The sequence below is a fragment of the Streptomyces sp. NPDC107528 genome, assembly GCF_055639295.1.
The window spans coordinates 311,199-329,010 of the sequence record NZ_JBVKAV010000003.1 but is presented as its reverse complement, the minus strand read 5'-3'; the positions used below and the strand labels follow the sequence as shown (position 1 = coordinate 329,010).

The 17,812-nt window shown below is 70.8% G+C and carries 16 protein-coding genes; 11 read left to right on the top strand and 5 right to left on the bottom strand.

The window, feature by feature from the left end; genetic code table 11:
- Window positions 1-6: 6 nt before the first annotated feature.
- Window positions 7-861 carry a polysaccharide deacetylase family protein gene (locus tag ACZ7L5_RS11310; RefSeq protein WP_471516345.1) on the top strand — a complete coding sequence of 285 codons (855 nt, stop codon included), beginning with the start codon at window positions 7-9 and terminating at the stop codon, window positions 859-861.
- A 27-nt stretch (window positions 862-888) separates the two neighbouring features.
- Here the strand turns inward: ACZ7L5_RS11310 and ACZ7L5_RS11305 are convergent, their stop codons facing one another.
- The gene (locus tag ACZ7L5_RS11305) at window positions 889-1,569 is read right to left on the bottom strand and encodes a class F sortase (RefSeq protein ID WP_362383473.1); all 681 of its coding nucleotides are present in this window, start codon (window positions 1,567-1,569) and stop codon (window positions 889-891) included.
- A gap of 329 nt (window positions 1,570-1,898) precedes the next feature.
- On the opposite strand from ACZ7L5_RS11305, the gene ACZ7L5_RS11300 reads away from it, so the two are divergent.
- Complete coding sequence (locus ACZ7L5_RS11300; RefSeq protein WP_363036702.1) at window positions 1,899-2,393, top strand: hypothetical protein; 495 nt, start codon at window positions 1,899-1,901, stop codon at window positions 2,391-2,393.
- A 106-nt stretch (window positions 2,394-2,499) separates the two neighbouring features.
- Here ACZ7L5_RS11300 and ACZ7L5_RS11295 read toward each other — a convergent pair whose 3' ends face one another.
- The 3 genes from ACZ7L5_RS11295 to ACZ7L5_RS11285 form a co-directional block, all read right to left on the bottom strand.
- Window positions 2,500-3,009 (bottom strand): hypothetical protein, encoded by a 510-nt coding sequence (locus ACZ7L5_RS11295; RefSeq protein ID WP_471516343.1) that lies wholly within the window; start codon window positions 3,007-3,009, stop codon window positions 2,500-2,502.
- A gap of 255 nt (window positions 3,010-3,264) precedes the next feature.
- Window positions 3,265-4,029, bottom strand: a complete 765-nt coding sequence (locus ACZ7L5_RS11290; RefSeq protein WP_471516341.1) for a bestrophin-like domain — start codon at window positions 4,027-4,029, stop codon at window positions 3,265-3,267.
- A 15-nt stretch (window positions 4,030-4,044) separates the two neighbouring features.
- Window positions 4,045-4,638: a hypothetical protein gene (locus ACZ7L5_RS11285; protein WP_471516339.1), complete on the bottom strand. Its 594-nt coding sequence runs from the start codon at window positions 4,636-4,638 to the stop codon at window positions 4,045-4,047.
- Between the two features lie 271 nt (window positions 4,639-4,909).
- Between ACZ7L5_RS11285 and ACZ7L5_RS11280 the strand changes: the two genes are divergently transcribed.
- The 6 genes from ACZ7L5_RS11280 (at window position 4,910) to ACZ7L5_RS11255 (ending at window position 13,168) form a co-directional block, all read left to right on the top strand.
- On the top strand, window positions 4,910-5,896 hold the full coding sequence (locus ACZ7L5_RS11280; protein WP_471516337.1) for an SCO0930 family lipoprotein: 987 nt from the start codon (window positions 4,910-4,912) through the stop codon (window positions 5,894-5,896).
- A gap of 371 nt (window positions 5,897-6,267) precedes the next feature.
- Window positions 6,268-7,080, top strand: a complete 813-nt coding sequence (locus tag ACZ7L5_RS11275; protein ID WP_471516335.1) for an SAM-dependent methyltransferase — start codon at window positions 6,268-6,270, stop codon at window positions 7,078-7,080.
- Window positions 7,077-9,212 (top strand): putative bifunctional diguanylate cyclase/phosphodiesterase, encoded by a 2,136-nt coding sequence (locus tag ACZ7L5_RS11270; RefSeq protein ID WP_471516333.1) that lies wholly within the window; start codon window positions 7,077-7,079, stop codon window positions 9,210-9,212. The genes ACZ7L5_RS11275 and ACZ7L5_RS11270 overlap by 4 nt, the downstream gene beginning before the upstream one ends.
- A gap of 925 nt (window positions 9,213-10,137) precedes the next feature.
- On the top strand, window positions 10,138-11,040 hold the full coding sequence (locus ACZ7L5_RS11265) for a LysR family transcriptional regulator (RefSeq protein ID WP_471516331.1): 903 nt from the start codon (window positions 10,138-10,140) through the stop codon (window positions 11,038-11,040).
- A gap of 131 nt (window positions 11,041-11,171) precedes the next feature.
- Window positions 11,172-12,182, top strand: a complete 1,011-nt coding sequence (locus tag ACZ7L5_RS11260) for an alcohol dehydrogenase catalytic domain-containing protein (RefSeq protein WP_471516329.1) — start codon at window positions 11,172-11,174, stop codon at window positions 12,180-12,182.
- Window positions 12,183-12,271: 89 nt separating this feature from the next.
- On the top strand, window positions 12,272-13,168 hold the full coding sequence (locus ACZ7L5_RS11255; RefSeq protein WP_471516327.1) for an SDR family oxidoreductase: 897 nt from the start codon (window positions 12,272-12,274) through the stop codon (window positions 13,166-13,168).
- A gap of 3 nt (window positions 13,169-13,171) precedes the next feature.
- On the opposite strand, the gene ACZ7L5_RS11250 is transcribed toward ACZ7L5_RS11255, so the two are convergent.
- Entirely contained in the window at window positions 13,172-14,056 is an 885-nt protein-coding gene (locus ACZ7L5_RS11250; RefSeq protein WP_467477392.1) for a LysR family transcriptional regulator, read from the bottom strand.
- Window positions 14,057-14,176: 120 nt separating this feature from the next.
- Between ACZ7L5_RS11250 and ACZ7L5_RS11245 the strand changes: the two genes are divergently transcribed.
- The 3 genes from ACZ7L5_RS11245 to ACZ7L5_RS11235 are packed head-to-tail and all read left to right on the top strand — an operon-like array spanning window position 14,177 to window position 17,542.
- Window positions 14,177-14,848, top strand: coding sequence for a succinate dehydrogenase (locus tag ACZ7L5_RS11245; RefSeq protein WP_471516324.1), 672 nt, complete (start codon window positions 14,177-14,179; stop codon window positions 14,846-14,848).
- A gap of 1 nt (window position 14,849) precedes the next feature.
- The gene (locus tag ACZ7L5_RS11240) at window positions 14,850-16,799 is read left to right on the top strand and encodes a fumarate reductase/succinate dehydrogenase flavoprotein subunit (protein ID WP_471516322.1); all 1,950 of its coding nucleotides are present in this window, start codon (window positions 14,850-14,852) and stop codon (window positions 16,797-16,799) included.
- Complete coding sequence (locus ACZ7L5_RS11235; RefSeq protein WP_328877717.1) at window positions 16,796-17,542, top strand: succinate dehydrogenase/fumarate reductase iron-sulfur subunit; 747 nt, start codon at window positions 16,796-16,798, stop codon at window positions 17,540-17,542. Before ACZ7L5_RS11240 ends, ACZ7L5_RS11235 begins: the two co-directional genes overlap by 4 nt.
- Window positions 17,543-17,812: the final 270 nt, after the last annotated feature.

The window sequence follows — 17,812 nt, the reverse complement described above, 5'->3', positions numbered from 1 at the left end:
TGAGTCATGACGAAGGATCAGGTGCCCCCACGTCTGCTCACGCGTCGCCGCGCGCTGCTCGCCGGTGCCGCCGCCGTCGGAGCCGCCGGCACAGCCGGAGTGTTCGCGAAGGTCGCGGGCGACACCGACAAGCCGGTCCGCACCGCCGCCCCGGCCGCGGGCGCACAGGCGCGCCCCGCGCTCAAGCCCTCCAGCTACCGCCTCCAGCCCCTGACGGGGTACGGCCCGCCCCGCGTGGCGCCCCGCCGGACCCTCATCCGGCGCGAACCCCTGCTCAGCGTGTCCGGACAGGGCCGCACCATGGTGCTGACCTTCGACGACGGCCCCGACCCCCGCTACACGCCACACATCCTGGACACCCTGCGCGAGTACGACGTCCGCGCGATGTTCTTCGTGTGCGGCGAGATGGTCGCCGAGAACGGGGACCTCCTCGCCCGGATGGCCGACGAGGGCCATGTCGTCGGCAACCACACCTGGTCCCACCCGCTGCTCACCCGTCTCAGCAGTCGCCGGATCCGCGAGGAGATGGAACGCACCAGCGACGTCATCGAAGACACCTACGGCGAACGCCCCGTCTGGTTCCGCGCCCCCTACGGCGCCTGGAACCGCACCGCCTTCCGGCTCGGCGCCGAGCTGGGCATGGACCCGCTGGCCTGGACCGTCGACACCCTCGACTGGACCGCCCCCGGCACCCGCACGATCGTCGACCGGGTCGAGAACGGCGCCGCCCCCGGCGTCGTGGTGCTCTCGCACGACGCCGGAGGCGACCGCTCCCAGAGCGTCCGGGCGCTGCGCGCCTATCTGCCGCAGCTGCTGGACTCCGGGTATTTCGTCACCGTCCCGGAACGGCATTACGCGTGACCGCTTTCGCCGGCCGGGCGAGGGTGCTCAGCGCACCTCGACCAGGCTGGCGAAAGCGACGACGTTCCCGTCGTAACCGTTCTGCTGGGAGAAACCGCCGCCGCAGGTGATGACCCGCAATTCGGCACTCCCCTTAGAGGCGTAGACCCGGTCGCCGGGAAAGTTGTTCTTCTCGAACACCTCGATGCCGTAGATCTCGAAAACGGCCGTCTTTCCGTCCTTGCGGACGATCTCGACGCGATTTCCCTTCTGCAGGCCCCCGAGTCCGTAGAACACGGCGGGGCCCTGGCTGTTGTCGACATGGCCGACGACCACCGCGGTGCCCTTCTCGCCCGGAGACACCGAACCGGTGAACCAGCCCGCCAGGTTGGGGTCCTCCGGCGGTGGCGCGCCGACCCAGCCGTCCACGTCCAGACCGACCGGGATCATCGGCGCGTCCACCTGGATGCCGGGAATCCTGACGCGGTCCGGCAGGGCGTACGGCAGCGGCTGCGTGGCCCCGGCGAAGAGGCCACCGGGCACCCGGGTGTCAGGGGCGGCCGCCGAGGCCGGCTGCGGAGGCCCCTCGTCGAACTCACCCGAGCCGTTGCGAACGAGCGCGAGGCCGGTCAGCAGAACCAGCGCTATCACTCCCCAAGGAGCACGCTTCTTCCGCCGCTCCTCCTCTTCGGCGAGTTCGGCCAGTTCGGCCAGCTCGGACGCAGACATTCGACTACCCCTCTCGACGCGGCCGTCGCCCCGTCATTCGCGCATATCTGAACGCTAAGTCCCGCGTGCGAAAGCGGCGACGGGGCAGATACGAACGGGTGGCCCGCCCCCATCGGTGCGCCATCCGAGTTGCCGCGCACAGGAAAATTCTGACGGTGCGTGACCTGCGGCAATTCAGCTTGTGGGGTTATCCGTCGGCGTGTCGTCTCACCAGGACGGACCATCGCCGAAATGCGGCCCGGGGCACGGCATCTGAGGGTCTTTCTGGGAGGCGCTTTCTCGCCGATCGACCGGGGACGGTTCCCGGGGCGTCTTCCGCGGAGGATCACATGCGTACCACTCGTGCCATGGCGGCCGCTGCCACCGCGGTAGCCGCTCTCAGCCTTGCCGCCCCCGCGGCCGTCGCGCGGGACGGCATGCCGTCCGGACCGAGCAACATCGTCGTCCTGCCCAACGTCATCGCCCGCGGCGGGCAGATCACCATCACGGTCGACAACTGCCCGAGAGGCGGCACCGCGACCTCGGACGCCTTCCGGCCCACTCACCTGAGCACGGTGCGCGGGAGCAACACGGCCAGGGGCACGGCCACCGTCAACAGGAACGCGCGGCCGGGTTCCCACAGCGTCACGGTCACCTGCGACTCCAGGACGCTGACCAACCCGACCGCCTTCACCGTCATCGGGGGCGTCCAGGGCGGTCTCGGCGGCAGCAGCTCCACCGGCGCGACGCCGACCGACATGGCCATCGGCGGCGGGCTCATCGCCGTGGCCCTCGTCGGTGGCGGCGTGTTCTGGATGCGGCGCCGCGCGGAGAAGCGGATCTGACCCGCGGGCCCGTCGGAGCGGGATCACACGCCCACAGGCCTTCGCCCCGGCCCCCTTGCGGGGTTCCGGGGCGAAGGCCTGTGCGGGTGCCCCAGCAACGGTGATGTCAGGTGCCGTCGTCGTCCGTGCGGCGTCGGGAGAGGTGGTAGGCCGTGCCGAGCGCGGCCGTGATGAGGGCGGCGCCCAGGGCGACCTCCTTGAGGTCCAGCCCGGCGAGAGTGCCGCCCCCGCCCGCGTGGGCGCCCTTCTGCGGGTGATCCGGCCGCAGCGGTTCCGGCCGGCCGCCCGCGATGGTGAGGTCGACCGTCTGCCAGAACGTGCCGCAGTAGAAGGACACCTCGTACACCGCACCGGGCCTCACGTCCCGGTCGACCGTGGCCCTGGCCGTCGTCCGCCCCCGGGGGATGGTGATCGTGTCGAAGACCGCGGACGCCACGGTCACGCCCTGCTCGCAGCCGGTCGCGCGCAGCCTGACCTGTCCGCCGGGGGCGACGGTGGTGGGCACGACCCTGGCCCAGAAACCGGAGTTGTCGACGCTCGCGTGGGCGGCGGGGGCGGTCATGGAGAGGGCGCCGAGGCCCAGCAGGGCGGCCGAAGCGACACGTATCGCGCGCATGGTGGGTCCTCCGGGTTCCCCGAGGAGCAGCTGCGGACCTTCTTCCGCTCGCGCCGGAAATGCACCTCGATGTGCGAAACGCTAGGAAGGGGCGTGCACCTGCGCGATCGCTGTCGTGCGAATGGGGCAAGGCTGTGAGCCGCCCGGGGGACGTTCGTTCCCGCGACCGGGGGACGTGCCCGGCGTGGCGGCCCTGCCCGGCTCGGCGCCGCTGCTCCGCCGCCGTCCCCCGGCGCTCCGTCAGGTGAGGACCTGTCAGTCCTTGGCCTGTGGGAACAGTTCGAGGAACGGTTCCGCCGACGCCGTGACGCCACGGCTGTACGGCGCGTCGAAGTCCCAGATGAGGAAAAGCAGGAAGGCGATCAGGGCGGAGAACAGCCCGGCGAGGACCAGTTCGCGGGGTGTGCGCCGGATCTGCAGCGCGAAGATCATCCCGATGGTGACGACGCCGCCGGCGATCAGCCCGAACCACACCACGCCCGGCATCGTCTCCCCGGTCGAGTTCGCGCGGGCGTTGCGCGCCTGGTCGGCCGCGGTCACCTGGTCGAGGAGCGGCTGGTAGGCCTGCGCCTCGAAGTCCGTCCTCGGCTCGTAGTCGGTGACATCCTCGCGGACGCGCTGCAGCAGCTCGGTGCCGCGCTCGGTCATCCGCCCGTCGTCGGCCATCGTCTTCCACTCGGTGGTCACGACGTGTCCGACATAGGCGTTGACATCCTCCCGAATGCGGTTGCGGATGTCGGCCGGATAAATCCGCACCCGTTCCGAGATCTCGTGCAGCGCCACGGCCTCCGCCTGGACGTGGTCCTGGGCGGCGCTACGGCCCTCCCACACGCCCGCGATGGCAAGGCCCAGGACGATGGCGTACACCACACCGATCCACATCGTCATGTACTCGATGACGTCCGGGGTCTCGGAGGGATCCTCGTCGTCCGGCGCGGTGCGGTGCCGGACGAAGGTGATGAGGACCACCACGGCGCAGGCGGCCAGCATCGCGAGGGTGAGAACAAGCCATTCCGGCAAGGGATGCCTCCAGGGTCAGCGCGGACGCAGTGCGGCGACGGCGACGATCGCCGGTGCCGCGATGAGCAGGACGAAAATGAGCGGCGACGGGGCGCTGTGCGCCGGCCGCCGGTGTTGGGTGGCCCGATAGGGCGGGTAGTGCACCGGCGCGACGGACGGACTCGGGGTGGGCTTGGCCGACGGCTTCGGTGTGGGCGTCGGGGCCGGTGGGGGCGGCGGCGTGGGCGTGGGGGTCGGCCGCGGACGGGGCGGCGCCGGCTGAGGAGCCGGGGGCGCCGGGGGAGGCGGGGGCGGTGGAGGCGGCGGCTTGGGCTTCGGGGTGGGCGTGGGTTTCGGCGGTGGCGTGGGCGTGGGGTCCGGAGAGGGCGACGGCGTGGGCGTCGGGGTGGGAGTCGGTGTCGGCGTCGGCGACGGGCACTGCGGGGGAGTGGGCCAGGTGAGGCTCCCTGCGACCGCCACCGCCCTCGCACCGTCCGGGCCGGTGTCGGCATACGCGCAGGCGGTGGCCCCCGCCACGCCGGCCGGCGCCGACACCAGCAGCCAGGTCAGCGTCAGCACCGTCAACGCCCGTGTGGTGAGCGTGGATTGGATCGGTTCGAGTCCATGCACGACGAAGATCCTGAGGCCAGCGCGCGTAGAGACAGGCCCAAGAGTGAGAGGAATGCCCCGAACGGGCGACGGATGCCCCACGAAAGGTTTGATCAGCGGACGGAGGCGTAACCGCCGACGCGCACGCGCGTGCGACGGGAGGCGGTTTTCACAGCTTCCGGAAAGAAATTTGTGCGCCGGTTGAACACGAGAGTGGCTTTCGTGCGTACCTCTTGTCGTGCGGCGGCGCAGCAGGGCGCTGCAACACCCTTGTGAGTTTGGGGAGTTGACGATGAAGACCTCGTGGCGGAGCGCCTCGCTCGTGGTGAGCGCCGTTGCAGTGCTGGCGCTGACGACGGCCTGTGGGCAGGAAACGGCCCCGCCGGCGAGCCAGAACGTCGGTGCCACGGCCGCGGCCGGTGATTACGGAACCGCCGGCACGGGCCTTGGAAACGGCACCGGTTACGACTCGGGCGCGGCGGGCCAGGAGAGCGCAGCCGCCAAGCCGTCCTCCGCCGGTGAGCTGGCCGTTTCCACCAACCAGGAACTCGGCAAGGTGCTGACCGACAGCTCCGGTCTGACGCTGTACCGCTTCGACAAGGACACCGCCGAGCCGCCCAAGTCGAGCTGCGACGGCGACTGCGCCAAGAAGTGGCCGCCGGTCCCCGCGGACGATGCCACGGCCGGCGCCGGCATCGACAAGGCGCTGCTCGGCTCGGTCACCCGGACCGACGGCACCAAGCAGCTGACGGTCGACGGCTGGCCGGCGTACCGCTTTGCGAAGGACACCAACGCCGGTGACGTCAACGGTCAGGGCGTCGGCGGCACTTGGTACGCGCTCGCGCCCGACGGCAAGAAGGCGCAGGGCGGTGCGGGTGCCGAGGCGGGCGATCTGCCCGGTCTGTCCACCCGCGAGGACTCGAAGCTCGGCGAGATCGTCATCGACAAGAACGGCCACACGGTCTACCGCTTCATGAAGGACTCGCCCTGGCCGATGAAGACGGCGTGCACCGGCGAGTGCCTGGAGAAGTGGCCGGTCATCGCGCCGGTCGACGCCGAGGACACCGAGGGCATCGATCTGAAGGGGTCCGGTCCCAGGGGCCAGGGCTACGTGGTCTTCGACCGGCCCGACGGGATCAAGCAGCAGACCATCGACTGCGTACCGATCTACACCTTCGCCGGTGACAAGAAGCCCGGCGACACCAACGGTCAGGGCGTCGGCGGCACTTGGTTCGCCATCCGCCCCGACGGCAAGCCGGTCGGCGCGTCCGAGCAGTAAAAAGATCACACCTCCCCAGGGTTGATCGCCTCACCCAGTCGAGTTCCGACCACGGGAGGGAGGGAGAGACAGCGAGAGTGCCGGACGAACGGACGGCGCGCGCGACCCACCGGTCCGCCCCCTGATGCCATGCGCAGGGGGCGGACCGGTTTGCCGTCATTCACCATGATTCTTCACCCTCTTTCGCCATGGTTCGGAACTCTGTGGAATGCTTCGGATGCTTTCGTAGCGGGTGCGTGGGGCATCAATACGGCACGTGCCACAGGCAGTGACCGGGAACGGATGGTCAATTTCCGTTTCCGCTCGCTCCTTTGGCGGGCGATCAGTAGCCTCAGCTCGAACACCGGATCGCCTACGCCTTGGAGAGATAGATGGAGCGTCCCGCCTGGGCCCCTCGGAGCATCGACATCTCGGTACCCAGTGTCTCGCGGATCTACGACTACTACCTGGGCGGTTCGCACAACTTCGAGGTCGACCGGGACGCCGCCCGCAAGGCCATGGAGTTCATGCCGGGGCTCCCCAAGATCATGCAGGCCAACCGGGCGTTCATGCGCCGCGCGGTGCGCTTCGCGGTCGACCAGGGCATCACCCAGTTCCTGGACATCGGCTCCGGAATCCCGACGTTCGGCAACGTCCACGAGGTGGCCCAGGCCGCCGTCCCCGGTGCCCGCGTGGTGTACGTCGACCACGACCCGGTCGCCGTCGCCCACAGTCAGGCGGTCCTCGACGGCAACGACGCAGCGGACGTCGTCGCCGCGGACCTGCTCAAGCCGCAGGAGATCCTGGGCAGTTCCGAGGTCGAGCGCCTCATCGACCTGAACCGGCCAGTGGCGCTGCTGCTCGTTGCCATACTGCACTTCGTGGAGGACGAGGACGACCCGTACGCCGTCGTGGCCGAGCTGCGTGACGCGCTCCCGCCCGGCAGCATGCTGGTGCTCACGCATGCCTCGTACGAGGGAATCCCGCTGCCCGAGGAGCGGGCCAAGGGCACGGTGGACGTGTACAAGGACATTCGCAACCCGCTGATCATGCGCTCGCGCGAGGCCATCGCGCGGTTCTTCGAGGGGTACGACATGGTGGAACCCGGACTGGTGCCGATGCCGCTCTGGCGGCCGGACACCGCACCGGACGACGAGGATCCGTATGCCTTCTCCGGCTTCGCCGGCGTGGGACGTACGGCGTGAGCGCGGGGCCGGACGGGCCGGAGGACAGACTGCGCCGGTTCGCGACGATCTGGAGCCGGGCGGTCTTCCCGGTGACCTCGACGTCGTCGACCCGGCCGGAGTTCGAGGAGCAACTGCTGCCGCTGGCCCGGCGGTTGAGCGAGGCGCTCAGGGCCAGGACCTTCGAGGCCGACGAGGGCAAGGCGGTCGGCGCCGCGCTCGTCTGCGCGCACTGCACCGACCCCGAGGCGCTCAGCCGTTCGCTGGACTGCGTCGACGCCTACCTCGTGCTGTACTGCGGCACCGACGGCGACCAGGAGGACCAGCGGGCCCGCTCGGCGCGGCTCCAGCACGCCATGGCCGCCGGGTTCGCCCAGGCACTGCGTGAGCGGACGCTGGCGGAGCAGGAGGCGATCTCCGCAGCCGCCCTCAAGGCGCAGGGCGTGGTGGCGCAGGCCCTGCACGCGACCGAGGCCCGCTTCCGCGCGGTCTTCGAGGGTGCCGCCATAGGTATCGGCATCGCCGACCTGGACGGCAACGTCCTGCAGGTCAACGGCGCGCTGCTGCGGATGTTCGGCCTGTCCGAGCAGTCCATGCAGGGCCGCAGGGTCATGGAGTGGACCCACCCCGAGGACGCGCCGCAGACCTGGAAGCTCTACGAAGAACTCGTCCGCGGAGAGCGCGAGCACTACCACGTCGAGAAGGCGTTCTACCGCCCCGACGGCACGGTCCTGTGGACCAACCTCACGGTCTCCCTGCTGCGTGACGCCGACGGCGAACCGCAGTACCAGCTGGCCCTGATGGAGGACACCACCGAGCGCCGCCTGCTCAATCTGCGGCTGCGCTACGAGGCCACCCACGACGCGCTCACCGGACTGCCCAACCGCACCTTCTTCTTCGAGCGCCTGGAGAAGGCACTGGGCGCCGGGGAAGGCCAGCGGTTCGGCCTGTGCTACCTCGACCTGGACGGCTTCAAGACCGTCAACGACAGCCTCGGCCACGCCGCCGGCGACCGGCTGCTCGTCGAGGTCGCCGACCGGCTGCAGTCCTGCGCCACCGCGCCCGGCGAGATGGTCGCGCGGCTCGGCGGCGACGAGTTCGTGGCGCTGACCACCGGCCCCGACACCGAGCGCGAGGTCGACGAGCTCGCCGCCCGGATCATGAACGCGCTGATCGCGCCGATCAGCGTCGACGGCCGGGAGCTGACCGTGCGCGGCAGCATCGGCATCGTTGAAGGCCCGGCCGGGGAGCGCGGCCCGGCGGAGGTGCTGCGCAGCGCCGACATCACGATGTACCGGGCCAAGTCGGCGGGCGGCAACCGCTTCGAGCTCGCCGACGAGGAGGCCGACGCCCGCGCCATCACCCGGCACGGGCTGACCACGGCGCTGCCGACGGCCCTGGACCGGGGCGAGTTCTTCATCGAGTACCAGCCGCTGGTCCACCTCGGCGACGGCAGTGTGCGCGGCGCCGAGGCGCTGGTGCGCTGGCTGCATCCGCAGCACGGCGTCCTCGGTCCTGACCGTTTCATCCCGCTCGCCGAGCACACCGGGCTCATCGTTCCGCTCGGCCGCTGGGTCCTGGAACAGTCGGTGCGCCAGGCACGCGAGTGGCGGGAACGCCACGTCGACGCGGGCCCGCTCCGTATCAACGTGAACCTCTCGCCCTGCCAACTCACCCACCCCGGGCTGGTGCAGGACACGGTGGACATCCTGGAGCGCGCGGGGGTGGCACCCGACGCCCTCTGCCTGGAAGTCACCGAGTCGGCCCTCATCGGCGCCGACGACGACCTGCTCAAGCCGCTTCGCCGACTGGCCGAGATGGGCGTCGACATCGCCCTGGACGACTTCGGCACGGGCTACTCCAACCTCGCCAACCTGCGCCGGCTCCCGGTGAGCATCCTCAAGCTGGACCGCTCCTTCACACAGAGCATGCAGCAGTTCCCGGCCGACCCCGTCGACCTCAAGATCGTCGAGGGAATCGTCTCCCTGGCCCACAGCCTGAGCCTGGCCGTGACCGTGGAGGGCGTGGAAACCGGCGCCCAGGCCGAACAACTTCGCATACTCGGCTGCGACACGGCCCAGGGCTGGTACTACGCCCGCCCGGGCCCACCGGACCGACTCCACGAACTGGCCCTGGTGGACGCGTCGGGCTGAGCCGACGGGGCCGGGCCGGACGGGATGGCGGCCCGCTGGGCCTGTCCCGGGCCGGCGGTATGGGCGGGCCGTGGGTTCTTGCCCGGCCCTGGAGGGCGGGCTGAAGGCCGTTCGGCGTGTGGTGTGGGGCGGGTTGGCTCTGTTCCGGACCGGTGGGAGGAGTGGGCTGTGGGCCGCTTCCCGGGTCGTGAGGGCTGACTCCCGTTCGGCGTGTGGTGTGGGGCGGGCTGGGCCTGTTCTGGATCGGTGGGAGGGGTGGGCTGTGGGCCGCTCCCCGGGTCGTGAGGGCTGACTCCCGTTCGGCGTGTGGTGTGGGGCGGGCTGGGCCTGTTCTGGATCGGTGGGAGGGGTGGGCTGTGGGCCGCTTGCCGGGTCGTGAGGGCTGACTCCCGTTCGGCGTGTGGTGTGGGGCGGGCTGGGCCTGTTCTGGATCGGTGGGAGGGGTGGGCTGTGGGTCTTTTCTCGGGCCGTGAGGGCGGGCTGAAGCCTCTTCCATGACCGGGGCGGGGCGGGTTGGGTCTGTTCCGGACCGGTGGGTTGGGCGGACTGTGAGCCGTGGCCCGGACCGGCGGGAGGGCGGACTGCGGTGCCGGTGCCCCGGACCGGCGAGAAGCGCGCTGGACCCCTTCCGGGACCGGAGAAGGGAACTGCCCACGCCGCCCATCACACCGCGCGAGGGTGATGTCCTGGGGGTGGGTGTGAGGGGGCCGCTGCAGGCGGGGCGCGTCGCGGAGCCCGGCGTTCCTTGGGCCGTGCGGCCGTAGATGCCGGCGTGTCCGGGCCGGGGCCCACGTCGGGCACGCCAAGTGGGCGATCCGGGCGGCGCGTCCCGTTCGGTCGGATAGCGTGAAGGGCGCCGACTGCGGCACCGCGCGCCGCTTCCGTCGGCGGGCAGAGCGGATGGGGCGGAGAGGCAGGACAGGCCATGCCCGACAGGCCGATCGATCTGGATCTGCGCAAGCTGCGCTATTTCGTGGCCGTGGCCGAGCGCCGGCACTTCGGGCAGGCGGCGGTCGCCCTGCACGTCACCCAGCCCGCGCTGTCCCGTCAGGTACGCCAGCTGGAGCACGAGCTCCGCGTCGAGCTGTTCACCCGCAGCACGCGCGAGGTCTCGCTCACCCCGGCCGGGGAGCAGTTCCTGCGCGACGCCAAGGCGCTGCTCGCCGCCGCGGAGGCCGCCCAGGAGCGGGCCCGCCGCATCGGCGCCGGTGACGACGCGCTGGTCGTCGGGTTCATGCTGGGCACGGATGTGAGCCTGGCGCTGAACGCGTTCTCCGCGCGCTTCCCCCGTGTCTCCATCGAACTGGTCCGGCTGCGCTGGTGGAGCCAGGCGCGTGCCCTCCTCGACGGCAGTGTCGACGTCGGGTTCGTCCGGCCGCCGCTGGAGGCCGACGGCGTGGACCTCCTCGCCCTGTACGCCGAGCATCTCGCCGCCGTCCTGCCGATCGATCATCCACGGGCCCGGGACGCCAAGGTCGACCTCGCGGCCCTGACCGACGCCCCCGTCCTGGAGTACGCCGAGGCGGCCGAGGCCTGGTCGGCCGTATGGAACGCCGACCCACGCCCCGACGGCACCCGGCCCGGCCACGGCCCCGCCTTCCACGACATGGAGGAGTTGCTGGGCTACGTCCGCGGCGGGCGCGGAATCGCCTTCGTGCCGAGTTCCGTCGCGGCCGCGTTCCCCCGGTCCGACATCGCGTACGTCCCCGTCGCGGACGTACCCCCGGGCCAGGTGTCCCTCGCCTGGAACGGCTCGCGCCCCTCGCACCTCGTGACGAGCTTCGTCGACACCGTCCACGCCGCCGTGCGGGCCCGAGGCACGACGTAGACCTGCGCCGATGCCTCCTCGGCATCAATCGAGCCGTAACAAGCATTGGACGGGATCACAGCGGGCTCGGAGACTCGGAAGTACCAGGAACCCAACTGGAGTACTTCCCCCCGACACCCTTGGAGCCCGCGATGCGTGCTGCCGTCGCCACCGGCGCGAACCTTCCGCTCGCCCTCGACACCCTCGACGTCCCCCAGCCCGCCCCCGGCGAGGTCCTGGTCAAGGTCACCGCCTGTGGCGTCTGCTTCTCCGACCTGAACCTGCTGCGCGGCGAATACCCCTTCGCCCGGTTCCCCGTCATCCCCGGCCATGAGATCACCGGAGTCGTGACGGCCGTCGGCGAGGGCGTGACCTTCCCCGCGGTCGGCACCACGGTCGGCGCCCAGTTCCTGTACGACTCCTGCGAGCACTGCGACTACTGCGTGCGCGGCGACCAGATCCTGTGCCCCCGCAAGCGGATCACCGGCGTCGTGGCCGACGGCGGCTACGCCGAGTACGCCCTGCTCAAGGCCAACTTCGTCACCCCGCTGCCGGAGGGCCTGGATCCCGTTGCCGCCGCGCCGCTGATGTGCGCCGGCCTCACCGCCTTCAACGGCCTGCGGCAGGGCGGCGCGAAGGCCGGTTCCAGGGTCGCCGTCGTCGGTCTGGGCGGAGTGGGCACCCTGGCCGTGCGCTACGCCGCCGCCATGGGCGCGCGGGTCGCCGTGGTGGGCCGCTCCCGGCGCGGCGAGGACCAGGCCAAGACCCTGGGCGCCGAACTGTTCGTCGCCACCGACGAGTCCGACCCGGCCGAGGCACTCAAGGCGTGGGACGGCGGTGCCGACCTGGTGCTCAACGCAGCCCCGTCCACCGCCGCGGCCGGAGCCACCCTGGGCGGCCTCGCCCCCGACGGCACCCTGCTGCTCCTCGGCTACGGCTCCGAGCCGCTGACGCTGCCCACCCCGCCCATGGTCCTCAACCGCCTGCACGTGGCCGCGTCCCCCTCCGGCTCGCCCCGCGACCTGCGCGACACCCTCGCCTTCTCGCTGGCCCACGGCATCCTGCCCGAGGTCACCCCGATCACCCTGGACCGGGCCCCGGCGGTTCTCGACGCCATGGCGGAGGGCTCCGCCCACGGTCGCAGCGTCATCACCTTCGCCTGACCGACCGGACCCGCCCAGCGCTGGACCGGGCCTCCGGCCGCGATCAGAACCACCCCTTTACGTTTCCGCACGCCACCAAGGAGTTCGCCATGCCCTACGTCGTCCTTGTCACGGGTGCCTCCAGCGGCTTCGGCGCCCTGACCGCCCGCGCCCTCGCCGATGCCGGACACACCGTCTACGCCGGGATGCGGCAGACCACCGGCCGCAACGCCCCCGCCGTCGCGGACGCGCAGACCTACGCCGACCGGCACGGCGTGGTGCTGCGTGCCGTCGAACTCGACGTCTCCGCCCAGGAGTCCGTGGACGCCGCCGTCGCGCAGGTCACCGCCGAGGCCGGACGGATCGACGTCGTCGTCCACAACGCCGGGCACATGGTCCTCGGCCCGACGGAGGCGTTCACGCCGGAGCAGATCGCCGAGATCTACGACACCAACGTGCTGTCCACGCAGCGCGTCAACCGGGCCGTGCTGCCGCAGATGCGGGACAGGCGCGACGGTCTGCTGCTGTGGGTGGGGTCGTCCAGCACCTACGGCGGCACCCCGCCCTACCTCGGCCCCTACTTCGGCGCGAAGGCCGCGATGGACCACCTGGCCAAGAGCTACGCGGTCGAGCTGAGCCGCTTCGGCATCGACACCTCCATCGTGGTCCCGGGTTCCTTCACCTCGGGCACCAACCACTTCGCCCACGCGATGCACCCCGAGGACACCGCCACCGCGGAGGCGTACGACACCTTCTACGCGGGGCTGATGGACGACGTCGGCAAGGCCCTGGCCGCGCTGGCACCCGCCGACGCCGATGTCATGGAGGTGGCCCGAGCCATCGTCCGCATCGTCGGCACACCGAAGGGCGAGCGCCCCTTCCGCGTCACCATCGACCCGGCCGACGACGGCTCGGAGCGGGTCAGCGACGTCGCCGACGGTGTCCGTGCCGACTTCTACGAGCGCATCGGCATGACGGACCTGCTCACACCCCACACGGCCGGCTGACCCTCACCGCTCCAGCAGCATCCGCTGCAACTCACGCGCGGCCCGCGGCGGAGCCACGTCGCTGCGATGGGCCAGGGCGATCGTCCGGTGCAGGCCGGGCCGGGCCAGCGGGGTGACCCGTAGCCCCCGGCCCGACCGGGCCGCCACCATGCGCGGTACGACGGCCACTCCCAGCCCCGCCCGCACGAACCCCAGCACCGCGTCCATCTCCCCGCCCTCGACCGCGAAGTCCGGCTCGAAGCCCTCGGCACGGCAGGCGGCCACCGTCAGCTCACGCAGGTCGTAGCCGTGCCGGAACATCACCAGGCGCTCGCCCTCCAGGTCGGCGATGCGCACGGTGCGCCGCCCACCGCCCGGCCGGGGCGCCTCCGGCGAGGAGACGACCACCAGGTCCTCGCGCAGCAGCTCCACCGTGGTCAGCGCGGGGGAGGCCGTCGGCAGGGGCAGGACCACCAGGGCCAGGTCGAGGGCACCACGGGCCAGCTCCCGGATCAGGTCGTGCGAGCCGCCTTCCTCGATCAGCAGCTGGATGCCGGGGTAGCGGTCGTGGAAGGCGCGCAGCACGTCCGGGAGCAGGCCAGTGCACAGGCTCGGCGTCGCCCCCAGCCGGACCCGCCCCTGGCGCAGCTGCACCAGTTCCTGCACCTCGTACCGTGCGGTGTCCGCGTCGGCCAGGATGCGCCGGGCGAGCGGCAGCAGGGCCTCCCCGGCGTCCGTCAGCGTGATGTTGCCGCGCGCCCGCAGGAACAGATCCGCCCCCAACTCCCGCTCCAGCGACTTGATCTGCTGCGACAGCGAGGGCTGGGCGACATGCACCAGGTCGGCGGCCCGGGTGAAGTGCCGGGTCTCGGCGACCGCCACGAAGTACTGGAGCTGCTGGAACTGCATCCAGCCAGCATAGGGCCTGCCTATCGAAACGAGCCGGACCATGTCTTGGACCGATGGGGTGGTGCGGCCGTAGCGTCCTGTTCCATGGCTCTGGCAACGCGGACGGACCGACGGCCGTCCATGGCACGCACAGTGTGGGACTCCACCGTCGGCAAGAAGACCGTGATGGCGGTCAGCGGACTGATCATGCTGGCGTACCTGGTCGTCCACATGATCGGAAACCTGAAGATCTTCTTCGGGGCGAGCGAGTTCAACCACTACGCGCACTGGCTGCGCACCGTCGGCGAGCCGTTCATGCACTACGAGTGGACGCTCTGGCTCATCCGCGTCGTGCTGGTCGTCGCCGTCGTCGCCCACGCCACGTCCGCGTACCAGCTCAGCCGCCGCGACATCAAGGCACGCCCCAGCAAGTACGTGCACAAGAAGCCGCGCGCCTCCTACGCCACCCGCACCATGCGCTGGGGCGGCATCATCCTCGGCCTCTTCATCGTCTGGCACGTCCTCGACCTGACGACCGGCACCGTGCACTCCGGCGGCTTCCAGGAGGGCCACGCGTACCAGAACGTGGTGGACACCTTCTCCACCTGGTACGGCAACGTGATCTACATCGTCGCGATGCTCGCGCTCGGCCTGCACATCCGGCACGGCTTCTGGAGTGCCGCCCAGACCCTCGGCGCCGGCAGCCGCACCCGCGACCGCGCCCTGAAGGCCACGGCCGACATCCTCGCGCTGCTGCTCACGGTCGGTTTCATCGCCGTACCCGTGGGCGTCATGACCGGATTGGTGAGCTGACATGTCTACCTACGCCGAGTACACGACCGGCGAACCGGTCGTCGACGCCAAAGCCCCCGCCGGGCCCGTCAGCGAGCGCTGGGACAAGCGCCGCTTCGAGGCCAAGCTGGTCAACCCCGCCAACCGGCGCAAGCACACCGTGATCGTGGTGGGGACGGGCCTGGCCGGCGGCTCCGCGGGCGCCACCCTCGCCGAACAGGGCTACCACGTCGTCCAGTTCTGCTACCAGGACTCCCCGCGCCGCGCCCACTCCATCGCCGCGCAGGGCGGCATCAACGCCGCGAAGAACTACCGCAACGACGGCGACTCCGTGCACCGCCTGTTCTACGACACGGTGAAGGGCGGCGACTTCCGCGCCCGGGAGTCCAACGTCCACCGGCTCGCCCAGATCTCCGTCGAGATCATCGACCAGTGCGTGGCTCAGGGCGTGCCGTTCGCCCGCGAGTACGGCGGCCTGCTCGACACCCGCTCCTTCGGCGGCGTCCAGGTGTCGCGGACGTTCTACGCCCGCGGCCAGACGGGCCAGCAGCTGCTGCTCGGCGCATATCAGGCGCTGAGCAGGCAGATCGCCGCGGGGAACGTCGAGATGCACCCGCGGACCGAGATGCTCGACCTGATCGTCGTCGACGGCAAGGCACGCGGGATCGTCGCCCGGGATCTCATCACCGGCCGCATCGACACCTACTTCGCGGACGCCGTCGTACTCGCGAGCGGCGGTTACGGCAACGTCTTCTACCTGTCGACGAACGCCATGAACTCCAACGCCACCGCGATCTGGCGGGCCCACCGGCGCGGCGCCTACTTCGCCAACCCCTGTTTCACGCAGATCCACCCGACGTGCATCCCGCGCACCGGCGACCACCAGTCCAAGCTGACGCTGATGAGCGAGTCGCTGCGCAACGACGGCCGGATCTGGGTGCCGAAGGCCAAGGGCGACGACCGTCCCGCAAACAAGATCCCGGAGGACGAGCGCGACTACTACCTGGAGCGCATCTACCCGTCCTTCGGCAACCTCGTGCCCCGCGACATCGCCTCCCGCGCAGCGAAGAACGTCTGCGACGAGGGCAGGGGAGTGGGCCCCGCCGGACAGGGCGTCTACCTGGACTTCGCCGACGCAATCGAGCGGATGGGCCGCAAGGCCGTCGAGGCCAAGTACGGCAACCTCTTCGACATGTACCAGCGGATCACCGACGAGGATCCGTACGCGGTGCCGATGCGTATCTACCCGGCCGTGCACTACACGATGGGCGGCCTGTGGGTCGACTACGACCTGCAGACCACCGTCCCCGGCCTGTTCGCCATCGGCGAGGCCAACTTCTCCGACCACGGCGCGAACCGGCTCGGTGCCTCGGCCCTGATGCAGGGGCTGGCCGACGGCTACTTCGTGCTGCCGGCCACCATCAACGACTACCTCGCCCGCAACCCGCACCACGAGGCGGTCACCGACGAGCACCCCGTCGTGCAGGAGGTGCTGGCGGACACCCAGGACCGGCTCAACCTGCTACTGGCCGTGGACGGCGACCGTACGCCGGACTCCTTCCACCGTGAACTCGGCGAGCTGATGTGGGAGTTCTGCGGGATGGCCCGCACGGACTCCGGACTGCGCAAGGCCCTGGAGCGCATCCCGCAGATCCGCGAGGAGTTCTGGCGGCGGATCAAGGTGCCGGGCACCGGCGAGGAGTTCAACCAGTCGCTGGAGAAGGCCAACCGCGTCGTCGACTACCTGGAGCTCGCCGAGCTCATGTGCCTCGACGCGCTGGACCGCAGCGAGTCCTGCGGCGGCCACTTCCGCGAGGAGTCGCAGACGCCGGACGGCGAGGCGGCCCGCAAGGACGACGAGTTCGCCTACGCGGCGGCCTGGGAGTTCACCGACACGGGCAACGCTCCCGTGCTGCACAAGGAAGACCTGGTCTTCGAGTACGTCCACCCCACCCAGCGGAGCTACGCATGAAGCTCACCCTGCGCGTCTGGCGGCAGCGCAACGCCGCCGCCGAAGGCGCCATGTCCACGTACGAGGTGGACGGCATCTCCTCCGACATGTCATTCCTGGAGATGCTCGACACCCTCAACGAGGAACTCATCCTCCGCGGTGAGGACCCGGTCGCCTTCGACCACGACTGCCGTGAGGGCATCTGCGGCGCCTGCTCGCTCGTCATCAACGGTGACGCGCACGGCCCCGAGCGGACCACCTCCTGCCAGCTGCACATGCGGTCCTTCAAGGACGGCGACACGATCGACATCGAGCCGTGGCGGGCGTCGGCGTTCCCGGTCATCAAGGACCTGGTCGTCGACCGGTCCGCGTTCGACCGGATCATCCAGGCGGGCGGGTACGTCACCGCCCCGACGGGTGCCGCGCCGGAAGCCCACGCCACACCCGTGCCCAAACCGGACGCCGACCTCGCCTTCGAGCACGCCGAGTGCATCGGCTGCGGGGCGTGTGTGGCCGCGTGTCCCAACGGGGCGGCGATGCTGTTCACCTCCGCCAAGGTCAACCACCTGAACGTACTGCCGCAGGGGGCGCCCGAGCGCGAGACCCGTGTCCTGGACATGGTGGCGCAGATGGACGACGAGGGCTTCGGCGGGTGCACTCTCACCGGAGAGTGTGCCACCGCCTGCCCCAAGGGCATCCCCCTGATGTCCATCACGAGCATGAACAAGGAGTGGCTGCGGGCCACGCGGAAGGTGAAGCGGTAGGGCGCGGCGCCCAACAGACGTTCGCCGAAAGGTGCGGACGGGCGGGGTCGGGAGTGGTGCTCTCCGGCCCCGTCTCGCGTTTCCGCGCCCCTCAGGTGAACAGCACTGGATCGCCCGGCTGACCGGCCGGGCACCGGAACATGGACGGCCGGTACCGGCTCACGCCGTTCAACATTCGCACATCCACTCTCCTGGCACAGGTCACGCATACGCCAACCGGCATAGGAAGAACAGGGGCGGCACATCGCACCGCTCCCACCGAGCTCCGCT